Here is a 16,080-nt window from a genome sequence, read left to right on the forward strand (position 1 = left end):
AACACTAGAAGAGGTAAGATATTTTGCTTTGCAAAAATCACTTTCGATTGAACCTCGTGTTAGGAAATCACTAACACGGTAAGTCGTCCTCACCCCTTATTTCCTTCCCGCAGTGAAGTGCTTGTCGCATCATACGAATTTTCATACACACCCTGGATAATAGTATGTAGAATATATATTGAAATCTAACCAAAGTATACAAACACCATAAAAAAGCACCGCTCCGTATATCATGTATGTGAACAACAGCTGACTGCCTTCTGGCGTAACTGTTGTTGCACGCATCGATAACGAGCGGTGCTTTTTGTTTTTAGATAGATGTAGTTTAGCTGTATTGATGACTGTCATTGATCTTAACCATCGTTGTCGATGCTAACGATGATTGTAGATATTAACGATTATGATCGATGTTAATAAGTACAATCTATATTAATCTGTGCAAGCTGGCTTAATCTAACTAGAGAGCACAGAGTTTGCCTATATGAATAGGGAACAGACTCCAGACTATTTAACAACTCCATAGGAAAATTCAATCACTACTATATTCAAGTCATAAATATTCAAATCATAATACTTTGCACAATAATACGTTCCATCATGTCTATCGCTCGTGACTTCCAGCGTTGCTGCCTATTAACCGGCTTTGACCACTTGCAGTGCATCATCCTGTACTTCGACGCTAATCTGTTGCACATTTTCATCATCCAGCACCAGATCGGTAATGCCATCTTCTACATATTGCTGAATGACACGACGCAATGGGCGTGCGCCAAATGCAGGGTTATAACCGAGCTGGGACAGCTTTTTCTTTGCGTCATCGGATACGTGCAGTGTAATGCCCTGTTCGCTCAATGTCGCTTCAATATCATGTAACATATGATCAACGATCTGTACCAGATCATCTTCTTTAAGCGAAGCAAACGGAATGATTGCATCAAAGCGGTTCAGGAACTCTGGACGGAAGTACGCACCCAACGAATCGAGCAGCGAACGTGTCTGATCTGCTTTTGGTGCAGAGAAGCCGACCGTAATCTTTTTATCTACGATACCGGCATTCGAAGTCATAATAATTACCGTATCTTTGAAACTAACGGTACGACCCTGGCTATCTGTCAGGCGTCCATCATCAAGTACCTGTAAAAACATATGCTGTACATCAGGATGTGCCTTCTCAATCTCATCCAGCAAAATGATGCTGTACGGATTGCGACGTACACGCTCGGTCAATTGCCCTGCTTCTTCATGACCGACATAACCTGGTGGCGAACCGATCAGTTTGGAAACGGAATGTTTCTCCATATATTCACTCATGTCCAGACGAATCATTGCATCTTTTTGTCCGAATAACTCCTCTGCAAGTGATTTGGACAATTCGGTTTTACCTACCCCGGTTGGGCCGACAAACAGGAACGAAGCGATTGGTTTATTTTGCTGTTTCAATCCGGCACGACTACGACGAATCGCTTTAGCTACCTTTTCGACAGCTTCATGCTGACCGATCACTTTACCTTCCAGACGAGCAGCGAGATGTTTCATTTTGTTTTGCTCATCCTGTTGCAGCTTACCTACCGGAATACCGGTTTTGCGTTCAACGATGCTTTGAATATGCTCGGTACGTACTTCGGACGGGCTGCTAGCACTAATGCCTTTGCTCAAGCTTTCCAGCAAAATCGCTTCTTCATCGCGAAGTTCGGCAGCACGCTCATATTGCTCGGCTGCGGTAGCCTGTTCTTTTGCTAGACGCACCTGTTCCAGACGAGTACGAAGCCCGGTATCATCGTTAGCCGAAGCAGCTAGATTTAGCTTGGCACCTGCTTCATCAAGCAGATCGATTGCTTTATCCGGCAGGAAACGATCTTGAATATACCGATGAGATAGCTGTACGCAGGCAGCAATCGCCTCATCACTGTAACGTACACCGTGATACTCTTCATATTTGGGACGCAATCCATTCAAAATCGCTACGGTTTCTTCCACGGTTGGCTCATCGACGATGACTGGCTGAAAGCGGCGTTCCAGTGCAGCATCTTTTTCAATCTGACGGTATTCTTTCAATGTCGTCGCACCGATCACTTGCAGATCGCCACGTGCGAGTACTGGTTTGAGAATATTACCTGCATCCATCGAACCTTCAGCCGAGCCTGCACCGACAAGCAGATGAATCTCATCGATAAACAGCAGGATGTTATCACGCTGTTCTAATTCAGCGATCAGTTGTTTTACTTTTTCCTCAAACTGTCCGCGAATTCCCGTTCCGGCAACGAGTGAAGCGACATCAAGCGAATACACTTCTTTATTCAGCAACTTGGACGGTACGTTGCCTTCGATAATACGCAGTGCCAGTCCTTCTGCGATCGCTGTTTTACCAACGCCAGGTTCACCGATCAGCACCGGATTGTTTTTGTTACGACGATTGAGAATTTCGATCACACGTTCAATCTCTTCGTCACGTCCGATTACAGTATCGATGCGACCTTCACGGGCTGCATCATTCAAATTACGACCGAGCTGATCGAGAATACCACCACCGCCGCGACGTGTCTGGGTACGAGCACCAGCAGCTGGTTGACCTGCTGCACCATTGGAACGATTAGACTGAGATTGCATAAACCCTTTAAAAAATTCATCCAGTGGCGACATACCCTGACCGGATGATCCAAAGCCTGCATTAAAAGGTACACCGCTATTCATTTTGGCATAGCAGTCCTGACAAAGAAACATTTTCTCCGATTTATGATTAACGGTAAATTGAACACCTACCGTTGCTTCGTGTTGATTACAATGTTGACAACGCATGAGTCATTGCCCCTTTCAGAAATATTATTCGATACGGGTCCAAACATGGCTTAACGATCAGATAAGCATGCTGGCAAACGAATAAATAAACATATACCACTGTCCATTGTGCTTTCACGACTAGCTCTCGCTTACGTACTCAACTTCTCAAAGCCTGTACAAGCAGGATCAGCGGGCACAGCCCATTCATCACTGTGACTTTCTAATCTGTGTGTTCACGATCTCAGTGTTCATCGTAAGTAAGAACAATACATTACGAAATACACGCAATAATGTAAAAATAAAAATGTAAAAAATCGGTGAAAACGATAGGTTACATCAAAAAAAGTGTAATAGATCAGAAAAGGTCAGTTTGACATTTGATCAATTTCTTCTGACTTTGACTTTCTTTGACTATTATAACTCATCTATATATAAAGTCAATACATTACAGATAGTTTCTATAAATATTTTTGTATTCAACTTATTAATAGTAACAAAAAGCAGATGGATCTTTAACCCCTATCTGCCTTTATCCTTATACTTTTGTACCTGATTCGATTGTAAAATCTTCTATTACTACATGTATCATACGATTTATTACATGCATCAAACGATTTACTACATGCATCACACGATCGATCCCATTCGTCTTCTACTGAAATTGTTCACTCATATCTTCCCAGTTCGTCAAATCCGGCAAACGCTGCTCTCCCCAATAATTTAAAAATAGCCGCAAAATCTCATCATGATCTGCGGTAAACAGGCGATAATGTTTGAACTGTTTCTTGCTCAGCTGTAAACGAATTTCTACTACCATGGGTCCCTGCTCTGCTGGTGGTTCCAGAGACGCTGCCTGCAAATATATACTATTTTCTAACGGAACCGAAGGCTCCAGCACTACAAAATCATACAGCTCCAGTTCACCGATTAACTCTCGAAATAATGAAGCGTTCAGACTTTCATTGAAATATGTCGTATTGCCACTAATTAGCTTGTATTGCACATATTCATAAGACATGATGATCCTCCTTTTGTGTAGTTCGTTTTGTGTAGTTCGTTTACTGTAGTCCGTTTCGCAGATTGGGTTTAGTTTGCTTATTAGCGTCTGCTTGGTAGAATAATGTCTGCCTTAACATTAGCAAAAACAATTTACGTACACCGTCCTAATACATATCATTCAGTATAGTGATTTTATATCGCTTTATGATCGGAGTTGCTTCGTGTTTAATGGATGCTTTTACGTTTATCTACGATTCAGAGGCAGATGGTTTCGTTTCTATCGCCTGCTCGCTCGAATCATACTGATCATGAACAATTCAATCTTGCTCTCCATTCTCTTCCATACTCATCCAGTCTATCAAAGTCGATAAACAAATCAAAATCCCCCTGACTGCATGGTGAACATACGATCAGGGAGATTTTGATTTTTACAAGGAAATATAGAGTCTTAATAAGGATGGATACCCTCATAGGAGCAGCATTACATTCTTACCAATAAATCAAAGCTCATACGTGGATGAAGCCAATACATCTGTATAAAGAGAAATCTGTTCACATGTGGAGTCACTACATCCTTATGAAGAGAAATACGTCCAGATGGCGAGCATTCCATCATTATAAGAAGTAATATCCTCCTATATGCCTTATTTTATTTTTATAAAACCTAACTATATGCCAGTCACACGCAAGCCTTCACAACACTTCAACTTACTTCGCCACCACTTGCAGCTTTACACTGGTGCTGCTATAGATCGGCTTCACACTATAGCCTTTTGGCAGACCTGTTACCGCTACCGAAGTGAATTGACCGTGTTTAACAGTAGATGCGCTAATGATGATTTTGCTACCATTAGCAGGAATATAACCGTTCGTAAAGTTCAGCTTCAACTTACCACCATACATCGCAGTACCCTGGATATGGAGCAAATCATTTTTGCTACCGATATTCAGCTCCAACGTACCTTTGGAAGACTGCTTGTAGTCGCCACCGATTACGAGCCAGCCATTCACGTTCTCTGACAATACGCCGCCTTCATTAGACACATTACCACGTCCAAATGCATAACCGTTTTGACCGTCCAGTGTGCCTGCTTGCAGATGTGTGTTGCCTGTGAAGCTATTTTTGCCTGCCAGATGAAGCGTACCGCTCCCTTTCTTAGTCAGACCGCCTTGACCGGAAATAGGGTTGCGCCATGTATCGTTGCTATTAAAGCCGCCTTTTGCCGCATCCATCGTTACGGTTACATCATTCGGAAAAGCACCAAATCCATCTGCGGCGGCAAACAAATTCAGACGTCCCCAGCCTTCTGGATCATTTAACACTGGATAACCGGAAGCCAGACCTGTTGTTGCCAGCACCCAGCGGCGCTGTGCATCATTCAAATACGGCAAACGGGTTTCCAGCAGCACCTCAGCCCCTTTGGGAACAGAAACCGCTTCGTTCGTTGCAGTTACCTGTGGAAAACCGTAGGTCAGACGCTCGGTGTAGGCTTGCTTGTTCGATGAATAGTTGCTAAAACGATCGGTTGCTGTACCCTGTTGACCTTTTAATACTTGCTGCGCCTGTGCATAGGCCTGCTGCTTCAGTTCTTTATTGTCGGGATCATTCAAAATTGCCGCCGACAGCGCTGTTGCCATGACACGTCCACCCATCACATCAAATGGAGAATGCATACCAGCGATAATACGATCATTGCCTAGCTCCGAAGCACGAGTGAGCAGTTCCTGATAACGTTCTGGATACGCATATGCCATCGCGATGGCAGACAGATACGCTGCATTTGTATGACCGCTTGGATATCCGCCATCTGTGCTTGGATCGGACTTGATCTGTGGCACCAGTGTCGGGATGACCGAAGCTTCCGGACTCCAACGGAATGGACGTTTATAGTTAAAATAAGCTTTCGACGGATTGCTGGACGAATAATCGCCACGCAGCTTTTTCACCAGACTGACGACACTGCCAAGCTTGGAATTCGGATCACCTGCGTCATTACCGCCATCATCGTATTTTTGCGTTGTCGCATCGGCAGGCACTTCGGTAATCGTTGTTGTCGCTCCTGCATCTTTACGATACACATCGGTCAGCTTACCCATACCTTCCATAATGCTATAACTCTGATTGCGACGATCGTCCAGATAGGCGCGCTCTTCCTGTTCCGCTGTACGCTTCTGCGCGATATTGATCACCTTTTGAATATTTTGCTGGAGCAGCTTTTGATTTAGCATCGTACCGGAATCCCATGTTTGTCCGGGTGTCCATAGCTTGTTGAAGCCAGACAGCGTACCGATGATCGAATTGGAAGCCGGAGTCGAATGATCTTTCGTATTCGTTTTATATGTATCTACAACGTAGCCCCATTCCGGCTTCACCGGGGTGATGGATGATGGAATAGCAGCTGCGTTTGCATAGCTACCTCCGATCGAACCTGTAAATACGGATAAGGTGATGGAAAGTCCAATCACGCTTGATTTGGATAATTTCATGTCAAACATGTCCTCCTCGATCTCGATTAATTGCACCTTGAACATCATAAGGTAACTGTATTAACGCAATACGAGGAAAAGATTCATGTAATGTTAACTGTCACTTTTAAAAATATATATTTCCCTATTAAACAAGGTGAGATTTGAACATGGGCACACTTCATGACATACACCTATATACATATCAAGCTTAAGTATTTACTATAGATCAGCATAATCGGAAAATGGATAAATCAAACAAGCTTCACCGTATCATCTGCGGTTACAGATGGCTAACGGCGAAGCTTGTTTTCGATTACTCGATTATTCGGTTATTCAGTTATTGGATAAAATAAGATCATCTTCATATAACGTATTGATCCGCATGTTTGCTGTGTATCCTGGACGCATGATGATCATGTATTCACTTACCGCCTACAATTTTCAAATCCTTTATAAGCAAATGATGATGATGACAATTATCGTTTCTACACTATGCTTTCATCTTGTTTTAGATCACGACCGTTAACAGATCTTCCTGGTAACCGACGGACTTTTTGCCCGTTTCGATGACGTCCAGATAGTTACCGGAGTTGGAGATAATAACTGGTGTGGTGAGCACGTAGCCTGCTGCTTTGATCGCTTCGACATCAAATTCCATCAGCAGATCGCCTTTTTTGACCGTATCGCCCTGTTTGACTTGTGGCGTGAAATATTTACCTTTCAGTTTGACTGTATCCTGACCAACGTGGATCAGAATGTCGACACCGTTATTGCTTGTAATGCCAATCGCATGGCCGGAAGAGAACAGTGAAGTGAGTACACCATTTACCGGTGAGTACACTTTACCTTCGATCGGTTCGATGGCGATTCCTTTGCCGAGTGCGCCTGTCGAGAACGCTTCATCTTTCACCTGAGATAGAGCGATAACTTCGCCCTTCATCGGACTGAATACTGTTTCTTGTTTAACGAGTACATCGGTGTTGGATGGTTCTGTTTTGCCTGTTTCCGGCTCGTCGTCTGTCAATTTGGTGAAGAACATGAGTACAAAACCGAGAATGAAGCTGACAATCATACCGATGATTGCGCCATAGAAGCCTGTGTTAAAGCCGTCTGGACCGATGTAAGAAGGAATACCGAAAATGCCCAGACCGCCGATAATATATGCTTTTGTACCCATTGCACCGATGATCGCGCCACCGACTGCACCACCAATACAGCTAAGAATAAATGGTTTTTTACGTGGCAGTGTAATACCGTAAATCGCTGGCTCGGTAACACCGAAAATACCAGAGATGAATGCTGGGATCGACAGTGATTTGAGCTTTTTGCTTTTAGCTTTGATCATAATCGCAAGGACGACACCGGTTTGTGCGAACGATGCCCCGAACATCCCTGCCAGAATTGGATCGGAACCCATATTTGTCAGGTTGTTGATGGCGATTGGCACGAAGCCCCAGTGCAGACCGAAAATAACGAATACTTGCCAGAACGCACCTAGCAACAGACCCGCTACGATTGGGCTTAAGTTGTATACAGCCAGAATACCAGCACCTACCAATTGACCTGCCCATGTTGCGATAGGGCCAATGATCAGAAACGCCAGCGGAATCGTAATTAACAATGTACAAAATGGAACCATAAATGTTCTGACGACACTTGGAATGACACGTTTGAAAAATCCTTCAATTTTGGAGCCGACATAAGCAGATAGGATGATTGGAATAACACTGGATGAATACGTCATCAGAATGACGGGAATACCCAGGAATGTAATGTGTACTGGAGACTGGAATGGTGTGCCTGCAAACAAAGTATACAGTGGCTCACCCGCCGATACAGCGGTTAGTGTTGGATAGACAAGCGCTGCACCAATGGCCATACCGATAAATATATTCATATTAAATTTCTTCGCCGCTGTGTAACCGAGGAAGACCGGGAAGAAGTAGAACAGACAGTCACCAACGGCATTTAAAATGATATACGTACCGGAAGTGTTTGTCAGCAAGCCAATCGATACGAACAGAGCAGTTAAACCTTTAATCATACCTGTTGCTGCCAGCACGCCGAGGATCGGAGCGAATACGCCAGAGATCAGGTCAATAAAGCGACTAAACAGACTCATTTTCTCACCGGAAGTGTCGGCTGCGGCAGAGGAATCGCCACCCAGACCGGCTACGGTGTTCACATCAGCATATACTTCAGGTACATGGTTACCGATGACGACCTGATACTGACCGCCACTTTGAATAACGGTGACTACACCGTCCATATTTTTCAATACATCGGTATTCGCTTTGCCTTCGTCTTTCAATTTGAAACGCAGACGTGTAATACAGTGTGTCAGACTATTTACATTTTCTTTGCCGCCAACGTTTTGAATAATGTCTTTTGCTAATTGTTCGTACTTCATCGTTCTTCCTCCTTTATGAATACCATATAAAAAGGCGAAACCAAACAGAACGTCCACACGGGCAGGACCCGTGACGATTCTGAACTTGGTTTCGCCTGCACGACCAGTAACGATCCGATGATTTTATTCGGTGGTATCGCTTGTAATGCGCTGGATATGAATCGTCAGATACAGCTTTTCTTCATCTGTCAGTTCGGTATCCAGATACTTCTCAATTTTGAGCATACAGTTATAAGCTCGTCTGTATTTACTTTTCACCTGCTGAAGTAAGAAATCATCTTCCAGCCAGCGCTTCTGCGCCTGCAATAGACGCTGAAAGAAAAACTTAAGATGCGTAATGAATCGTTCGTAGCTGATCGATTGCTCATCCAGCTCAATATTGTACGTATACTTGATGATATTCAAAATATCCTGAATCTTCTCTGCCTGTACGGCTACATTGTGAAACTTGCTGCTGGAACCGTTCAGCTCGGCGTTGACCAGATGAAGCGCAATATTCGCGGCTTCGTCCTCCGGTAGCTTTTTACCTAGCATCGATTCGATAAACTCCAGCGCCTTAACCCCAACCCTGTACTCCTTTGGATAAAAGCGACGAATTTCCCAGCTTAGCGGATTCGTATTAAAAATGCCGTCTTCATACATTTTCATCGCATTGTTCAAATGATCGGTAAGTGTGACATAGATGTAATCGCTAAGCGTGACTTCCAGATTGTTCTTTCCGTACTCGATAATATCGTAGCAGACGGAAATGTATTCCGGCGGCACATCTTCAAGCAGCAGCTTGAACTTCTCGGACGCCTCCTTTTGCTGGAGCACAAAAATCTTCTCGATCAAACTTTTGTCGACCGGTTCGCCAGCACTTTTTTTGAAAGCGATTCCACGACCCATAACGACAAATTCACGTTTACCTGGATCACTGGCAATGATCGCATTGTTGTTAAATATCTTTTGGATAATCATCCAAGCTGCCCTCCTTATCCTGTATAATTTTGCACGAGGACTCAGATGCCGGACAAAAGTTCAGTTACAGCTTGAAGTATCACATCAGCAGGGTCCTTTAGCTCGTGTTTGATTGTGTTCTTTGATTCATTCGCAATCTTCCAAGAACCTGAGGGCGAACAGTGAGAACAGCGACTTCTCCCCTGTCTTGCTTTGACAACCTACTGTACGTTGCATCACTCTTTCCTTATATGGAATAGGCAGTGACCAAGCCGTACCTGCCAGGACTGGAAAACAAAAAGGCAAAACCCAACACATGTAGACAAGCTTCAACAAAGCTATACATGTACTGGGTTTTGCCTTTTCAGTAACAATCCCAAAGTTAGAATAACACCTATTTTATCATTTGGCAAGCGCTTTCTTTTTATTTTAACTTCTATTTTTTAAACTCAAAATTCATTCCGTATTCTTATACAGAATGATATGAATTTTTTTACATTTGGAGGTGTTCCTCTAATCACACAGAGGTCGATTACACTATTCGTGATAACCTATTGCGGAACAATCAAAAAGCGATGGAACCGTATGCCGTACAAGCATATGACAGATTCCATCGCTTTATTATTTCTTGAATGTGAGATTACTATAACGCAGCCTCCAAATCATAACTGCAAGGCATCCTCAAGATCGTAACTGCAAACACGCCCTGTACAATAGACTCCCTTTACGCGCAACCGGGTCAGCAGACTATGCCTGCTAGTGATTACACATCGTTCTATATCAGGCAGAATGAGAATTTGCAGATCGTATCGCTCAACATATCCATTTATTTGCATAGATTTGTTCACATGCTATGAAGACCCGCCTTATGTGCAATATGTCAGCAGACTATGCGAACGAGTATGACGTATAATTCTGTTCACTTGCTACACAGCATACAGATGAGCTTTACGCATAATTACGCAACAATATATATTGCGGTGTCTTCGTACCTTCCAGCGTCCATGTCACATTCACGAGCGTACCTGCTGGTACAGAGATCGGCGTGTGCACCGAATCAAATCCGATCTGTGTACTGCCATCTTCATACTGTACAATCGGCTGAAAATAATTCAACTCACTGTTCATCGTATTCCGACTAATATTACGAGCAGTCACCTGCAATTTGCCTGTCCAACGACCACCCTGAGCGGTATCTGCATTCCAGTTCAAATGATACGAGCGCACATCCAGCGCACGCGCAGTCTGGTAAGACGCCAAACGACCACTCCAATCAGATAATAGCGGCGGAATGCTGCGCATATAACGACGATCCTGCAATTCAATAATACCATTGCGATATGTACCATTTACCTGCAAACGGTCGATCAGCACACGAATCGGGATATAAACGGAATTGTTACGCAGCACCGGCACGGTATCCATCGTATAGACACGACCATCTGCGCGAATCTGCTTCGAATCGAGCGTTAATGTCAACAAATGACTGTTCAGTGCAATAGTAGCCGAGCGACCCTGTGGAAAATAAGTTACCTGTGCGCCAAGTAAATCGCCCACCGAGCGCAGCGGAACCTGTGCTCGTCCAGCCGAATCAATAAAAGGGGATACCGGCGCTGTGAACAGCACCGCATATTCATTTATTTTCAACAGCGGTGACGAAGAAAAGGACTGCTCCGCTTCTACTCGCCCTCCTATCGGAACAAACGTCATCAGCATTAAGGCGGTGAGACAGACAATGAACGGCTTTCGTTTCAACATAAATAGCTACCTCCTATCGTCTATCTCCATATTAAACGTTATTAGCCATTAGCACAAAAAGAGAACCAGATATAGAGCAGCTGTATCAGGTGAGCGGGCGAGCATTTTGGAGGATAAGAACATCGATGATTATCGGCACATACAGTGCTGCGATATGATACAATCAGAACACAATCTGACAATACGATTAAGAATAATGATCAAACCTACGATGTACTAACGGATACGATAGGCATTTTAAAATGAGGAGGAACCCCAGGTATGTATACTGAACGATCTCCCAAAAAAGATCATTCTTCCAAACGATCATCCTATCTCCAAACTCCTAGATCCGTTCCTACTACGTCTATCCCCGTCCAATTACAAGCAGTGACACGACAGATGTTGACGCAAGACCTTACAAATCCTGTGCTTATGCCAACTTCTCCGTTAGTTCTTCCTCATTTACAAAAGCAAATCGGTAATCAAGCCATAGCCCAAATGTTGTCCAAATCGATCCCCTCTGCTGCTGCTCCACTTCAATTCGTTCCTATTCAGCGCAAATTAATTATAGATGACCAAACCGCAACAACCGAGCACCTGCTTACCATTTTTGAACAACTAGATGTTAAAAAAACAATATTGCATGTTTGTGCTCAGTATAACGTAGATCATCTATTATTTACTGCTATATTACAACAAGAAATTGATGAGCATAATCTAACTGTCTCTTTTGTTAAAAATAAAGAGCTAGCCAGACAACAAATCGGCCACATCGTAAGTAATATATTACAAAAGCTAGCGTTAAACCCTGTTATAGATACAGAAGAGGAAGAAACAACTATTTTTTATGACAGTGTGAGTGAACATGTGATGAAAGACGATGTAATGCCACGTTTAGCAGAGTTTAGAAATCATTTAAAATTTTTCCCACCCTCTATGAAAAACAAATGGGTATCCTATTATCAAATCATTTCGTTAGCTAACCCTTCCCAACCGATTGCTTTAGAGCGGGCTGCTGTAGATGCAACTTTAGACGAAATGGAAAACTATCTAAATGATTATATACATCAAACTAAAAAACAATTAGACACTGTCATACTGAGGGTTGAAAGTGATCCTATGTTAGCCATAGTCGCACCGCAAGTATCCGATTATCTCAATGGATTTAAATATCTAAATAAAAAACTGCTCCGTCAGCCTCAACTTTTAAAAGAGATCAATGATAACCTTGCCTTTTTAACTCGCCGTTTGGATGGTTTGTATGCCGATATAAGAGAAACAAATCCTGAACCAGTAGTCTATTTGCATGCAACAGCTGGTGCTATAGATGATGGTTATATTTCAATGGTGCATAACAATTGGAATGCAGGTCGAACAAGTCCAAAAGCAACGGCGGCCAAACATATTCATGTTAACGGCCATAGTGAAAATGTGATCTATACGATGCAAAATAGCAATAAACATTTATATATTCATGGTTATGTAGATTGGCATTTGGATAGCAAGATGTCTGGTTCTGAACAAACGCAAACTTCAGCGATTGAGGCGTATGATCAGAATTTGAATTTATTTTCAGTTTATATGAAATACGAAGGGGCATGGATTCCGCAACAAGAATGGTATGAACAAGCAGCAGCTAAATTCCTGGCTACCTTCCCACTTGCGACTGAGGAGCGCTAATGTAAATACAAGTTACAGATGAAAAGCGATCCCATATTATGGTTTACGATATAAGTCTTGCTAAAGCCATACACCACAATCTAAAATAATATACCAAAATGGAATCCAGTGGCCATCAGTACGTTCAAGCACCCACCAAATAAGTGTTAGCCCTGTCCAATAGATACTAAAAAAGTACGGTTTCTCAAGCGACGGTTTTTTCCAAAAACTCTTTTGGGGAAAGGCCGTTTTGTTTGTGCGCTATTTTGTGCGCTGTATTAATGGAAGGGTTGTCCTTTTAGCTATAAAAAATCCCCTCCAGTTTCTAGTGTTGATCTCATTGTACTATGAGGTCTTTTCTCACTGTCTACCTTGAGGGGATACTACTATTGACCACATGGTAGCATGCGGTCTTTTCACTATAGATCTGGAAGGGATCATACAAATTGCAGTAAACATAACGATGGTTTATTAATTGTTCGAAACGCTACTCTTTAACCTGCTCAATCTTGACCAACTTGCGCGCAGGCGGCTCTTTCTCACCATACCAGACTAGCACATCGGCAAGCAAATCCAGAATGCGTATAAAACTTGCTTTATCCGCTTCCGTAATCTTATCGGCATGCTTGAACAGCTCATCAAAGCATAGCTCTTGTACGAATCGTGTATACTCCGTGTACACCTCTCGCCCTTTATCGGATGGCTTTACATAGATGTCCTTCCGGTTGCCGCTCAAGTGATACTTTTCCAGTAGTCCCTTTTCGGTGAGATTTTTGACGTTTTTGGAAAACGTACTTGGACTCACACCAAGACGGGCTGCCATCTCCGACATTTTCTCGTCCTGATCCTCAGCTTCCAAAATATATTCTAGCGTCTGAATCTGTGCTGCGGAGAACAGCACATCCGTACCATAGCTGCGCTGTAGCTTGTACGTGTTCGAATACGCATTGCCGTACCTGATAATCTTCTCAATCAATGTTCGATGGTTACCCATCCAATCGAGTTTCATGGGGAACCCCTTTCATGTTCAGCATGATCGTCTCCAGTAATATTCTATCTAGCTTTTAGCTCTGGCTCTGGCTCTGGCTCTGGCTCTGGCTCTGGCTCTGGCTCTGGCTCTGGCTCTGGCTCTGGCTCTGGCTCTAAAAGTATGACTCAAACCGCACTTGAAGCATACTATTTTTTGTAGAATTTACTTTTTCCGAGTGTATCGAAATTAGACGCGCTTTTCAATCCAGCTAATCGTATCTTCAATCACTTCATCACGAATCGTTTCATTAAAAATTTCATGCATAAGGTGGGCATAAATTTTTAGCGTCTTATCGGTTGAACCGATTTCCCCGTAGAATTGGCGTGAATCGAGTTCGCTGACGAGTCCATCATTTGCTCCATGCAGGACAAGCACTGGCTCCACAAACGCAGTCGCATGTGCTTTGAGCCAGCCTACCCCTTCGCCTAAACTGTTAAATAGCTCGACGGATATTTCCTTTTCAACAAGCATATCATTCGCGTAAGCGATTACAACTTCAGGCACACTGCATACGCCATCGCCAAGTTCGTTTGGCATATAGGTGCCTGCGGGAAACTCCATCGGCAGTCTACCTGCTACCTGTGTATTGTAACGAGTGAGTGCACCGGATAGGACGATACCTTTTACTTTACCCGGATATTTGGTGCCAAAGGAAGAAGTTGCAAAGCCGCCCATACTATGTCCGATTACGAATACTGGCAGTTCTCCACTTTGCTGCAAAGCTAATTCTACGACCGCATTCACATCGTCGATCAGATGATGAAAATCGCTATAGTAAACACGCTTCCCTTCCGACCGCGCATGACCGCGATGATCGAAACGATAAACGTTAAAGCCGCGAGTATTGAGCTTTTCGGTCAAGTAATCATAGCGGCTAGCATGCTCGCATAAACCGTGAACGATGACGACTGATGCTTTGGCATTCGGGACGATGTTCGTACTGAAATACAGTTTGGTGCCGTCGAAGGATGGGATCGTTGTTTCAGTGAAGTTCATACGGTTGACAGTCCTCTCGTGGTGCTCAAGTGTTGGGGAAGGTTAAGATTCAAGGTGAGATGGCTTGAGCAGGTAGTTTATTGGGTGGAGATTAGGGTGGAGATCGGTTTGTATACTTTGACAATAAAATTGTTTCTAGCAGAAATAATATACCGTTTGAGTCGTAATTGTCTATAGAAATTTAAAGCGCTTACAAAAAAAGAAAGAAAAATTATTTTCTTTTGAATAAACATAGGCTTTTATACTTTTACTTTTATACTTTTCATTAAACTCAAGTAAATCTGATCTCATTCTGATAAAACCTAGAAATTTAGATCTTGCTTTCGTATAGATTCCCATTCGCATAATAAATCTTAATCCACTAACTGCTCAAATAGGCAAAAAAAAACAATCCCTGTTACACAAGGATTGTTTAAATATGGAGCCTAGGGGGATCGAACCCCTGACCTCATCGCTGCCAGCGATGCGCTCTCCCAGCTGAGCTAAGGCCCCACGCGGTATAATTATGTATGACTCCAATGAATCAACTCCTTTAATATATCATGCTGAAATTTGCGAGTCAATATTTTAACCATTCGATAGAAAATTCCAATTCTGTTGAGCTTTTTCTTGCATCCAATTGCTCCATCACATGCCTGCTTTGTGTTCTATTTCCTTTATAGTTCAACAAGCCACTCCATCATATTTCTGCAAAACTACTGCTCTTATTTCTCTCATTGCTCTTACTGCTCTTACTGCTCTTACTGCTCTTACTGCTCTTACTGCTCTTACTGCTCTTACTGCTCTTACTGCTTCAATTATCTTACTTTATAAACCAAATCCATTTTACCACCCTCACGTATTCCCCACTCTCACCCTTACATTCAATTCCAATCCTCACTCCCACAACCCCACTCTGTGACAACCCCGTGACAGTTCGCTTGCTGCGTTGACTTCCATTCCTATACAACTGGTATAATAATGTTATCGAATATTTTAAGATAACGAGCCGGATAAAGGGATGTGCGACTTCTTGACGACGCATTTCTATGATGCGTCGTCACTTTCCTTGCCGGATCTA

Annotated in this window: 9 protein-coding genes and 1 tRNA gene; 1 reads left to right on the forward strand and 9 read right to left on the reverse strand. The window is 43.1% G+C overall.

Annotated features, from left to right (window positions below; genetic code table 11):
* Positions 1-633: 633 nt before the first annotated feature.
* From AAHF22_RS02450 to AAHF22_RS02475, 6 genes are all read right to left on the reverse strand, one after another.
* Positions 634-2,796, reverse strand: coding sequence for an ATP-dependent Clp protease ATP-binding subunit (locus AAHF22_RS02450; RefSeq protein ID WP_347323374.1), 2,163 nt, complete (start codon positions 2,794-2,796; stop codon positions 634-636).
* 634 nt (positions 2,797-3,430) lie between these two features.
* Positions 3,431-3,796, reverse strand: a complete 366-nt coding sequence (locus AAHF22_RS02455; protein ID WP_347323375.1) for a hypothetical protein — start codon at positions 3,794-3,796, stop codon at positions 3,431-3,433.
* Between the two features lie 689 nt (positions 3,797-4,485).
* Positions 4,486-6,264, reverse strand: coding sequence for an acid phosphatase (locus AAHF22_RS02460; RefSeq protein WP_347323376.1), 1,779 nt, complete (start codon positions 6,262-6,264; stop codon positions 4,486-4,488).
* A 490-nt stretch (positions 6,265-6,754) separates the two neighbouring features.
* Positions 6,755-8,656 carry a beta-glucoside-specific PTS transporter subunit IIABC gene (locus tag AAHF22_RS02465; RefSeq protein ID WP_347323377.1) on the reverse strand — a complete coding sequence of 634 codons (1,902 nt, stop codon included), beginning with the start codon at positions 8,654-8,656 and terminating at the stop codon, positions 6,755-6,757.
* Between the two features lie 123 nt (positions 8,657-8,779).
* Positions 8,780-9,616: a BglG family transcription antiterminator LicT gene (gene licT, locus AAHF22_RS02470; RefSeq protein WP_347323378.1), complete on the reverse strand. Its 837-nt coding sequence runs from the start codon at positions 9,614-9,616 to the stop codon at positions 8,780-8,782.
* Positions 9,617-10,543: 927 nt separating this feature from the next.
* Positions 10,544-11,353 (reverse strand): copper amine oxidase N-terminal domain-containing protein, encoded by an 810-nt coding sequence (locus AAHF22_RS02475; RefSeq protein ID WP_347323379.1) that lies wholly within the window; start codon positions 11,351-11,353, stop codon positions 10,544-10,546.
* A gap of 261 nt (positions 11,354-11,614) precedes the next feature.
* Between AAHF22_RS02475 and AAHF22_RS02480 the strand changes: the two genes are divergently transcribed.
* Entirely contained in the window at positions 11,615-13,015 is a 1,401-nt protein-coding gene (locus tag AAHF22_RS02480; RefSeq protein WP_347323380.1) for a hypothetical protein, read from the forward strand.
* Positions 13,016-13,481: 466 nt separating this feature from the next.
* Here the strand turns inward: AAHF22_RS02480 and AAHF22_RS02485 are convergent, their stop codons facing one another.
* From AAHF22_RS02485 to AAHF22_RS02495, 3 genes are all read right to left on the reverse strand, one after another.
* Complete coding sequence (locus tag AAHF22_RS02485; RefSeq protein WP_347323381.1) at positions 13,482-14,003, reverse strand: MarR family winged helix-turn-helix transcriptional regulator; 522 nt, start codon at positions 14,001-14,003, stop codon at positions 13,482-13,484.
* 207 nt (positions 14,004-14,210) lie between these two features.
* Positions 14,211-15,020, reverse strand: coding sequence for an alpha/beta hydrolase (locus AAHF22_RS02490; protein ID WP_347323382.1), 810 nt, complete (start codon positions 15,018-15,020; stop codon positions 14,211-14,213).
* Positions 15,021-15,439: 419 nt separating this feature from the next.
* A tRNA-Ala gene (locus AAHF22_RS02495) sits at positions 15,440-15,512 on the reverse strand.
* Between the last annotated feature and the right edge of the window lie 568 nt (positions 15,513-16,080).

It is taken from the genome of Paenibacillus wenxiniae (assembly GCF_039822605.1).
Classification (GTDB): domain Bacteria; phylum Bacillota; class Bacilli; order Paenibacillales; family Paenibacillaceae; genus Saccharibacillus; species Saccharibacillus wenxiniae.

Coding starts and splice junctions, on each gene's coding strand:
- AAHF22_RS02450 (WP_347323374.1), bottom strand. CDS start 2,796: ATGCGTTGTCAACATTGTAATCAACACGAAGCAACGGTAGGTGTTCAA.
- AAHF22_RS02455 (WP_347323375.1), bottom strand. CDS start 3,796: ATGTCTTATGAATATGTGCAATACAAGCTAATTAGTGGCAATACGACA.
- AAHF22_RS02460 (WP_347323376.1), bottom strand. CDS start 6,264: ATGAAATTATCCAAATCAAGCGTGATTGGACTTTCCATCACCTTATCC.
- AAHF22_RS02465 (WP_347323377.1), bottom strand. CDS start 8,656: ATGAAGTACGAACAATTAGCAAAAGACATTATTCAAAACGTTGGCGGC.
- licT (WP_347323378.1), bottom strand. CDS start 9,616: ATGATTATCCAAAAGATATTTAACAACAATGCGATCATTGCCAGTGAT.
- AAHF22_RS02475 (WP_347323379.1), bottom strand. CDS start 11,353: ATGTTGAAACGAAAGCCGTTCATTGTCTGTCTCACCGCCTTAATGCTG.
- AAHF22_RS02480 (WP_347323380.1), top strand. CDS start 11,615: ATGTATACTGAACGATCTCCCAAAAAAGATCATTCTTCCAAACGATCA.
- AAHF22_RS02485 (WP_347323381.1), bottom strand. CDS start 14,003: ATGAAACTCGATTGGATGGGTAACCATCGAACATTGATTGAGAAGATT.
- AAHF22_RS02490 (WP_347323382.1), bottom strand. CDS start 15,020: ATGAACTTCACTGAAACAACGATCCCATCCTTCGACGGCACCAAACTG.